The following is a 505-nucleotide window of genomic DNA, read 5'->3' on the forward strand; positions in this document are numbered from 1 at the left end:
TTACTATATAAACCAAGGGCTCGCTCTTTATACGCACAATGTTTTTTTAGATACATTAATTGAACAAGGCACAATTGGCTTGTTTTTATTAATTCTGCCTTATTTAATTTATGTTACTCGAGATGCAGGGTTAAAAAACAAAAAAGATAAAATGGTTTTTATTGCTTTATGCTTATACTCTATTTTTATGCTGTTTTTTATGTCTGGTGGTGCTCCATCTATGGTGATTTTTTACTTACCAATTTTTAAAGGTTTTATTGCTAATAAGGCGAGCAATTAAATTGTTGCATTTAATTAAATATTTAACAGAGTGGAATAGTTAATGCCTACTTTATCTGAAGACCCAGCAATAAGAAGTTTATTAAATAGAATGCCCAAAGGTGTGCAAACTAGCTTTACTGAAGAGCAGTTGTCTCACCTAAAAATAGCTATTGGCGCTAGGCAGTGGGGAGCTCATACAGTTGATTGTAGAGGCGTTGTTAGATTATTTAAATACAGATATTAC

Annotated in this window: 2 pseudogenes; both read left to right on the plus strand. The window is 31.9% G+C overall.

The features are described from left to right. Positions 1 to 280, plus strand: a pseudogene (locus AAEZ18_RS18370) (O-antigen ligase family protein); the annotation flags it as partial. Positions 281 to 322: 42 nt separating this feature from the next. Then, positions 323 to 505 (plus strand): annotated as a pseudogene (locus AAEZ18_RS18375) (3-phosphoshikimate 1-carboxyvinyltransferase); the annotation flags it as partial.

The sequence above is a fragment of the Pseudoalteromonas sp. 19-MNA-CIBAN-0066 genome (assembly GCF_040308705.1).
GTDB lineage: Bacteria > Pseudomonadota > Gammaproteobacteria > Enterobacterales > Alteromonadaceae > Pseudoalteromonas > Pseudoalteromonas nigrifaciens.